Annotated in this window: 7 protein-coding genes; 4 read left to right on the top strand and 3 right to left on the bottom strand. The window is 36.9% G+C overall.

What is annotated here, in order from left to right; genetic code table 11:
• Window positions 1–117 precede the first annotated feature (117 nt).
• Both ribD and E1171_RS13380 read left to right on the top strand, forming a co-directional pair.
• Window positions 118–1,149, top strand: coding sequence for a bifunctional diaminohydroxyphosphoribosylaminopyrimidine deaminase/5-amino-6-(5-phosphoribosylamino)uracil reductase RibD (gene ribD / locus E1171_RS13385; protein ID WP_246164334.1), 1,032 nt, complete (start codon window positions 118–120; stop codon window positions 1,147–1,149).
• A gap of 44 nt (window positions 1,150–1,193) precedes the next feature.
• Window positions 1,194–1,676: a GAF domain-containing protein gene (locus E1171_RS13380; RefSeq protein ID WP_155206518.1), complete on the top strand. Its 483-nt coding sequence runs from the start codon at window positions 1,194–1,196 to the stop codon at window positions 1,674–1,676.
• A 43-nt stretch (window positions 1,677–1,719) separates the two neighbouring features.
• Here the strand turns inward: E1171_RS13380 and aceA are convergent, their stop codons facing one another.
• On the bottom strand, window positions 1,720–2,997 hold the full coding sequence (gene aceA / locus E1171_RS13375; protein ID WP_155206516.1) for an isocitrate lyase: 1,278 nt from the start codon (window positions 2,995–2,997) through the stop codon (window positions 1,720–1,722).
• 51 nt (window positions 2,998–3,048) lie between these two features.
• Window positions 3,049–4,653 (bottom strand): malate synthase A, encoded by a 1,605-nt coding sequence (gene aceB, locus E1171_RS13370; protein ID WP_155206514.1) that lies wholly within the window; start codon window positions 4,651–4,653, stop codon window positions 3,049–3,051.
• A 171-nt stretch (window positions 4,654–4,824) separates the two neighbouring features.
• Between aceB and E1171_RS13365 the strand changes: the two genes are divergently transcribed.
• Both E1171_RS13365 and E1171_RS13360 read left to right on the top strand, forming a co-directional pair.
• Complete coding sequence (locus E1171_RS13365) at window positions 4,825–6,303, top strand: helix-turn-helix domain-containing protein (RefSeq protein WP_187696443.1); 1,479 nt, start codon at window positions 4,825–4,827, stop codon at window positions 6,301–6,303.
• A 313-nt stretch (window positions 6,304–6,616) separates the two neighbouring features.
• The gene (locus E1171_RS13360; RefSeq protein ID WP_155206512.1) at window positions 6,617–7,057 is read left to right on the top strand and encodes an EamA family transporter; all 441 of its coding nucleotides are present in this window, start codon (window positions 6,617–6,619) and stop codon (window positions 7,055–7,057) included.
• A gap of 167 nt (window positions 7,058–7,224) precedes the next feature.
• On the opposite strand, the gene E1171_RS13355 is transcribed toward E1171_RS13360, so the two are convergent.
• Complete coding sequence (locus tag E1171_RS13355; protein WP_155206511.1) at window positions 7,225–7,878, bottom strand: 3-hydroxyacyl-CoA dehydrogenase family protein; 654 nt, start codon at window positions 7,876–7,878, stop codon at window positions 7,225–7,227.
• Window positions 7,879–8,514 lie beyond the last annotated feature (636 nt).

Here is an 8,514-nt window from a genome sequence, read left to right as displayed (position 1 = left end):
TAATCCTACAAAATTAACTTTTTACTTTCGAAAAGTTTATAATGCTTATAATTTCGTTTTTTAAATACCCTTTAGAGGGGTTTTTCAAATTTACTTTTACGGGTATTTTCTACTTATATGAAAAACAGTGATCATATTTTTATGCAGCGTGCCCTGGAACTGGCCACAAATGGAAGAGGAAATGTCAGTCCAAATCCAATGGTAGGTTGTGTGATTGTTTATGAAAATAAAATAATCGGAGAAGGATGGCATCAGCAATATGGTGGACCACATGCTGAAGTGAACGCTGTGAATGCCGTGCCCAACAAAAATTTACTACCAAAAAGTACAGTTTATGTAACGTTGGAACCTTGTGCTCATTTTGGGAAAACTCCACCTTGTGCGGATTTGTTGGTTAAATGTGGGGTAAAACGTGTGGTCATCGGCTGTAAGGACACCCATCCTGAGGTAGGTGGAAAGGGAATTGAAAAACTAAGAGTTGCTGGAATTGAAGTGAAAATTGGGGTTTTAGAAGAGGAATGCCTAAAGTTAAATCGTCGGTTTTTTACCTTTTTAGAAAAGAAGAGACCCTATATCATTCTGAAATGGGCTGAAACCGCTGATGGTTTTATTGCCCGAGAAAATTATGATTCCAAATGGATCAGCAATGAATTCTCCCGCCAATTGGTGCACAAATGGCGGGCAGAAGAAGATTCCATTCTTGTAGGCTCAAATACTGCTCAGTTTGATGATTCTCAGTTGAATGTCAGAGATTGGTCTGGCAAGGATCCCTTACGAATTGTAATTGATCGTCAACTTAAGCTTAACCCCACGTTAAAACTCTTTGATAGAAGTCAACCCACAATTTGTTATAATTTAAAGGAAAATCGAGAGGAGGTAAACCTGCTTTTCCAAGCTTTAGAAGGCAAAGATTTTTTGGAAGATATGCTAAATGACCTTTTTAAAAGAAAACAACAGTCGCTTATTGTAGAAGGGGGTTCTGGTTTGTTAAATAAGTTTATTGAAAAAGGTTTGTGGGATGAAGCCAGAGTTTTTAAAGCCCCTACAACTTTTGGTAAAGGGATAGCTGCTCCAATTTTAAATGGAACTTTGGTTGATCGCTTTCGTATTGATAATGACCAACTTTTTATTTTTAAGCCAAAATGGTGAAAGGTGTAAAGGAGATTTAAAATTATATTAATTTATAGAAACCTATGGCGGAGAATCTGATAGTGTCGACTTCGACAGATAAACAAGAACGCTACGACAGTCTTTTGCCTCAAATTGAGGCGCTTATTAGTTATGAAGATAATTTGGTTGCTAATTTATCCAATATTGCAGCGGCCCTGCGATATGGGATGAATTTTTTTTGGGTTGGGTTCTATGTGGTAAAGGAAGCTCAATTAGTGCTAGGCCCTTTTCAAGGACCTATTGCCTGTACACGGATTGCAAAGGGAAAAGGAGTGTGTGGTACGGCTTGGTCAGAAAAACGCACTGTGTTAGTAGAAAATGTAGATGAATTTCCAGGTCATATTGCCTGTAGCTCGGATTCTAAATCTGAAATTGTGCTGCCTGCTTTTAAAAACGAAGAAGTTGCATTGATTTTAGATGTGGACAGTGACCAGTTGAACGATTTCGATGAAATTGATCAAAAAAATCTGGAAAAGTTAATGCGCTTAATTGAAGGTAAATTATAGTTAAGAGGTAGAGACAAGGCTTGCCTTGTCTCTGGTTCTAATATTAAAACTGAGCTTCTTCGGTAGATCCCGCCAAAGCAGCCGTTGAGGCTTTTCCTTCTGAAACGGTATGTTGGATAGCATCAAAATATGCCGTTCCCACAAAAGCCTGATGTTTTACCGCTTTAAACCCTTCTTTTTGCAGTAAAAATTCCTTCTGTTGTAATTCCGAATAGCCTAACATGCCATGATCCCTGTAGGCCATTGCCAACTCGAACATGGAAGTATTTAAGGCATGGAATCCTGCCAGAGTTATAAACTGGAATTTATATCCCATTTCTGCTAATTTCTCTCTGTAAACTCTCATTTTTTGAGGAGATAACTTAGCGGCCCAATTAAATGAAGGAGAACAATTGTATGCCAACAATTTTCCAGGATATTTTGCATGAATAGCATCAGCAAACTCTTTAGCTTGTCCTAGGTCTGGATGAGAAGTTTCCATCCATAGTAAATCCGCATAAGGGGCATAGGAGAGGCCTCGGTCAATTCCCTGTTCAATTCCATTTCGAACGTGATAAAACCCTTCGCTACTTCTTTCCTTACTAATGATAAACTTCTCATCTCTAGGGTCAATATCACTGGTGATTAAATTGGCTGCATCTGCGTCTGTACGTGCAATTAGAACTGTGGGTACTCCCAAAACGTCTGAGGCTAAACGAGCTGCCACTAATTTATTGATTGCTTCTTGAGTTGGGACCAATACTTTCCCTCCTAAATGCCCGCATTTTTTAGCAGAGGACAATTGATCCTCAAAATGCACGCCTGCAGCACCTGCCTCTATCATTGCCTTCATTAATTCAAAAGCATTGAGATTTCCTCCAAACCCTGCTTCGGCATCAGCAACAATTGGAGCCATCCAGTCCACCTCCCCAGAGCCCGTCAAAGATTGAATCTGATCGGCTCTTAAAAGAGCATTATTAATTTTTCTGACAACTGCTGGTACGCTATTGGCTGGATAAAGACTTTGATCTGGATACATGCTTTCCCCAAGGTTAGCATCTGCAGCTACTTGCCACCCACTTAAATAAATGGCATTTAAGCCCGCTTGAACTTGTTGTACTGCTTGGTTTCCGGTTAGAGCCCCTAAACCTGCTACAAAATCTTCGGTATGGAGTTTTTGCCATAACTTTATTGCTCCTTGGGTTGCTATTGAGTGTTCAATCTTAACGCTCCCTTGGAGATTTACTACTTCTTCTGCTGTATAATTTCTGGTGATGTTTTTCCACCGTGGATTTGATACCCAATCTGAAATCAAACTTTCAATTCTTTCTTGCTTATTCATGGTTATTAATTGTTAAAAAGTATTTGATGTGTTTCCTGTAAATGACAAGGGTTAAAGGAGTTCATAGGCTGAAAGCGTAAGGAATTCTTCAAACTCTTTTTTCCTGACCAATTGATCAAATAATGAGACGGCATGCTTTAAATTGCCCTCAGATACTCTGTTCTCTCCCAAAAGCATTTTTATTTTCTCTACTTCATCCTCAAGAAATGATTTATAAAGTTCTAGGGTAATAGCTCGACCATCATCTAGAATAGTCCCTTCAATGTGGAGCCATTGCCAGACTTGGGCTCTGGAAATTTCGGCTGTAGCAGCATCTTCCATTAGGTTGTACAGGGCTGCTGCTCCAGTACCATTCAGCCACGACTCTATATAGAGAATGCCTACATTTATGTTTGTTCGGAGGCCAGCCTCTGTTATTTTTCCCCCATCTATGGTGACGTTCAACAGATCCGAGGCTTTTACCTGTACATCTTCTCTTTTGACTTCTTTTTGGTGGGGTTTTTGTCCAAGAACCTTTTTAAACTCTTCCTTAGCGATTGGAATTAGGAATGGATGTGCTACCCATGTACCATCGTACCCACTTGTAGCTTCCAATCTTTTATCGGCTTGTACTTTGTTTATTGCCAGTTGATTTACCGCCTCTTCTTTGGCAGGAATAAAGGCGGACATTCCACCAATGGCATGGGCTTCCCTGCGGTGACATACTTTTACCAATGATTGGGCATAGGCACGCATAAAAGGAACTTCCATACTAACCTGACTTCGGTCAGGCATTATGAATTTTGGGTATTTCTTGAATTTTTTGATTACACTAAAAATGTAATCCCAACGACCTGCATTTAGTCCGACTATATGATCTCGAAGTTCAAACAGAATTTCATCCATTTGAAAGGCCGCTAAAATGGTTTCGATTAGGACAGTGGCTTTTATGGTTCTTTTGGAAAGATCTAATTCCTTTTGGGCATGTTCAAAAACCTGATTCCACAAACGGGCTTCCTTGTAGCTTTCTAGTTTTGGCAAATAGAAATAAGGACCACTGCCTTTAGCTAAAAGGGCTTTGGCATTATGGAAAAAATAGAGCCCAAAATCGAATAAGGAGGCAGAAATAGGTTCTCCATCTACCCAGAAATGTTTTTCAACCAAATGCCAGCCTCGTGGACGGACTTTTAATACAGCAATGTTTTCCCTCAATTTATAAGATTTTCCATTTGGGGCTTGAAAATCAATTTTCCGTCGTATTGCATCATGAAGGTTGACCTGTCCTTCCATTACATTTTTCCAGTTTGGGGAGGTGGCATCTTCAAAATCCGCCATAAAAACTTTGGCGCCAGAGTTTAGGGCGTTGATGATCATTTTTCTGTCAACAGGGCCGGTAATTTCTACTCTTCTATTCTGCAAATCTGCAGGAATGGGGGCCACTATCCAGTCACTTGTTCGAACAACCGCCGTTTCCTGAGGATAATCTGGAAAATTACCCTTCTCAATTTCTTGTTGAACTTTTTCTCTTTCTAAAAGCAGGTTTTTTCGGAGGGCTTCAAATTTTCTGTGAAGATCAACCAGGAAGCGAATAGCATCATCGGTTAAGATTTTTTCATAGGCGGGCACTAAAGGGCCTTTTATGGTGACCCCTTTAGTGGAGGTGGTTTGTGAATTCATGGGATAAAGTATTTTAGTTTGTAAATGAATGAGTTAAATATAGATTGGCGAATTTTAATAAACAAGCGAATTTTCGCTTTTTATTTAAATTCGCTAAAATCGAATTTTTGCAAATCACATCTTTTCCGTAAAAAATGCGTACATTAGAGCAGTTAAATCACTTTTTTAGGCGTGAATATCAGGGAAGAAAATATTCGATTAATTTTTGGATTGAAGGTCAGGCAATTGAGGCAAGAAAAGAAAATGTCTCTTTCATCAGTTTCCAAACAAAGTGGAATTTCTGTTTCTTATCTAAATGAGATTGAGAAGGGAAAAAAAAGACCAAAGGCGGAAAAGATAATGGCCCTGGCCCAGGTTTTTGGGGTTAGTTATGATTGGTTGGTTTCCTTAAAACTTAATAAAAAACTGGCTCCCATTAGTGAATTGCTGCATTCCAATATTTTGAATGATCTTCCCTTTGAGGTTTTTGGTATAGAGGTGGGAGATTTATTAGAGCTTCTTTCCAATGCGCCCACCAAATTAAGTGCCTTTATCAGCACCTTAATAGAAATTAATAGGAATTATGATATGACCGTGGAACGCTTTTATTTTTCGGTGCTGAGGTCATATCAAGAAATGCACGACAACTATTTTCCTGAGATAGAACAAAAAGCAAAGGAATTTTTCCAAAAATTTGATTTAAAAGAAGATAAATTATTGGATGATAAAATACTTCAGGATCTATTAACCCAAGAATTTAATTATCAAATAAATGAGGAGGAGTTAGTTCAGGATGAATCACTTAGTTCATTACGCTCCGTACTTCTTCCTGGATCCAGCCCCACCCTTTTATTGAATCCTGAATTAAATAGTAGGCAACGAGCGTTTATTTTCGGGAAAGAACTTGGCTTTCAGTTCATGAAATTAAAGAACCGGCCATTTACTTCCTCCTGGGTGGCGGTGGATTCTTTTGATCAGGTCTTGAATAATTTTAAAGCATCTTATTTTGCTTCAGCGATTCTTATTCCTCAGGACAGCTTTATAAATGATCTTAAACATTTTTTTGAAAAGGAACACTTTTCCGAAAAGCCATTGGTGGAGATGATGCAAAAATACTCGGCAACACCTGAGACATTTATGCATAGAATTACCCATATATCACCTCAGTATTTTGGTTTAAATGAACTATTCTTTTTGCGCTTTAATTATCAGCCGGAGGAAGAGTCTTTTCATTTAACCAAAGAGATCCATTTATCTGGATTGCATAATCCTCATGGAACGGCCCTAAATGAGCACTATTGTAGAAGGTGGGTATCCTTAACCATTTTGGAGGAGTTAGAACAAGAGGGTTGGAATGCCCAGCAACCTATATTTCGATTACAGAAATCGAAATATATTGATTCTGAAAATGAGTACCTGGTTTTAGCCCTTGCTCAAAAAAGGAATAGCCTGTCTATTGGTTTCATGCTGAATAATAACTTTAAAAAGAAAGTGAAATTTTGGAATGATCCTGCAATTAAAACCCGTGAAGTAAATGAAACCTGTGAACGGTGTCCGGCCATTTCTTGCAAGGAAAGAGCGGCCAAACCTTTTATTCTTGAAAGACAAAAAAATAATACTAAAATAAAAGAGGCTGTGGATCGACTCATTTCACAAAATTCTGTATCCTAATTACATAAAGAAAATAGCCCTTTTTTGAAAAACTTGCTGGAGTCATTGTTTAAAAATACCTCCCTTACACTTTAATTATGTTTAACTTTTAATTCTCTAAAGCTTTTTACATTCATTTTTATTATACGGGAACATTTTGATTTTTACCCACTTGCTCATTATCGCTGAAAGGGGTAATATTGTTGGGTTTAATAATTTTGAAATTTTTATTGAAGAAAAGTTAATTCTATATATGGCGGCCAGTTTATTGGCTGCGAAAATAAATGTTGGCAAATTATCATTAGCTTATATTTTTCTCAAAAGTTACCCATAGATGAAAATAGTAGGTCCTTTATTGTTTGCTCTTATTGCTGCTGTTGGAAATGCCATGTATGCAGCAGGTCAAAAGAAAGCGGATATTTCCGCAAACAATCTTGCCTTTATAGCAATTTCTGCGCTAATAGCGGCTTTGTTGGCGTTGTCAGTTGCACCTATTTTAGGCCCACCACAATATAAGGCAATACTAAAATATAATTGGTTTTGGACATTGCTTAGTGGGACGGGATTATTAATCACCTTTCTTGGATTTAATATTCTTTATTCTCGTTATGGGGCAAGCCATTATGTGTTGTATGCAGTTTTATCAATTATTACCACGGCAATTATTGTGGGGGTAATTATTTTTAAAGAGAATATTAATTTGTTTCACTGGATGGCACTTGGGGCAGCGATTATTGCCATTGTTTTATTTTCGTTTGGAAATCGAATGGGGTAATGGTTTAGAGGGACAGAACATACCCAAAAGCCATTATTAATAAGTATGTCCTGTGATTAATTTTGGAACAATTATTTCATTTGATATTAAACTGAATGATTTCCTAACTAATATATAAGTTGAGGTTTTAAAAAGGAAACCTTGAATTCAGCCCAATACCTTTTTAGTTATTCACTAAATAAATACTCTCTTTTCAATTTAGGGCAAATGCGATAGCGATCATCTTTAGTGTCTTCATACATGGCTTCTAGGATCTCATAAATGTTTTTAAGCCCAATGGTACGCAATATTTCAAATGGATTGGAAGGAGAATCTAATTTGTTTTCCAGCTCATTATAATCACTTAACCCTTCTTGCATAGCAAAATAAGCCTCATTTACTTGTACAGCCATCAACCTTGGGTTAAACATGCCTACTCTATCCTCCACTAAAAAATAATCTGTTTCTAAGGCGTTTGCTAATTTTTCCAGGTGATCTGCATCTGTTGGTTTTAATAAACTCACTTCCAGAGAAGGTTTGTTTACCATGGTCGGTAATCCATTAAATCCAAATACTGTACAGGACGGGTTTCCATGGAAAAAAGCAATCTCTGCCAGACTGATTTTTGGGGCATGGCAGAATACAGTTAAGTGATCTAAATCCTGATACAGCTCAAAGTTTTCTAAACTTTCATCGATCAACCAATCAAATACTATGTCTATATCATTCAGAATATCAGGGTCAAAATGATAACCTGTTTCAAAATTATATTTGTGTGTAGAGGAGAACTTCTTTTTAAATTCCTCCTGCATTTCTTTTTCAGCAATTACCAGGATTTTCATATGGAAAGGGGTTAAAAGGCCAAAATTAATCAAATTGCTGTGATAATCGTTGTCTTTTGAAGGAAAGCTAATCTATAAGAAAGGTGAAAGGGTTATTTTTTAAACATATGTTATTTCATTGCCCAGTTTACTTTTGAGTTTCTCATCCTTATCGTTAAAGCTAAGATTGATAATTAAATGTCCCTCAGAGTTTTTGTCATTCAAGGTTCTGGTATCATCAAACTAGTACTTATAAATATTTTCAATCCAAGTTAGTAGCTATCATTCTTAACTGGGTAACTTTTATTTATAAAGTGAAACCCTTTTTCAAAGCCTTCCCTAATTGAAGTGGTTATTTTATTAAAGAAAATGGAGAGAATTTGGTGTTTTAGGTAAGACTATTAAATTTTTTTTAAGGGGAATTATTGACTTTTATCAAGAAAGGTGTTTAAACAATAATATGCTGTATTTCAGTCATTTACTCGTTTAAACATTTGTTTTTTAGGTGCAAAAATTATGTTAATGTCTATTAATCATTGACTTACATAAACTTGTTTGCACATTTATTTTTGAGCATCTTTGGAAAGGATAAATTGTATGAAAATTTCATGAGTCCAATTTTTTCTTCAATTGTTTCAAACGATTGTAAAGTTTTTT

It is taken from the genome of Xanthovirga aplysinae, from assembly GCF_009711365.1.
Lineage (GTDB): Bacteria > Bacteroidota > Bacteroidia > Cytophagales > Cyclobacteriaceae > Xanthovirga > Xanthovirga aplysinae.
Note: the sequence above shows the minus strand (reverse complement) of the source record. Positions and strands in the feature narration are given on the sequence as shown.

What these genes read in the sequence shown, in the direction of transcription:
- E1171_RS13360 (WP_155206512.1), top strand. Translation starts at nt 6,617, where the DNA reads ATGAAAATAGTAGGTCCTTTATTGTTTGCTCTTATTGCTGCTGTTGGA.
- E1171_RS13355 (WP_155206511.1), bottom strand. Translation starts at nt 7,878, where the DNA reads ATGAAAATCCTGGTAATTGCTGAAAAAGAAATGCAGGAGGAATTTAAA.
- E1171_RS13380 (WP_155206518.1), top strand. Translation starts at nt 1,194, where the DNA reads ATGGCGGAGAATCTGATAGTGTCGACTTCGACAGATAAACAAGAACGC.
- aceB (WP_155206514.1), bottom strand. Translation starts at nt 4,653, where the DNA reads ATGAATTCACAAACCACCTCCACTAAAGGGGTCACCATAAAAGGCCCT.
- ribD (WP_246164334.1), top strand. Translation starts at nt 118, where the DNA reads ATGAAAAACAGTGATCATATTTTTATGCAGCGTGCCCTGGAACTGGCC.
- aceA (WP_155206516.1), bottom strand. Translation starts at nt 2,997, where the DNA reads ATGAATAAGCAAGAAAGAATTGAAAGTTTGATTTCAGATTGGGTATCA.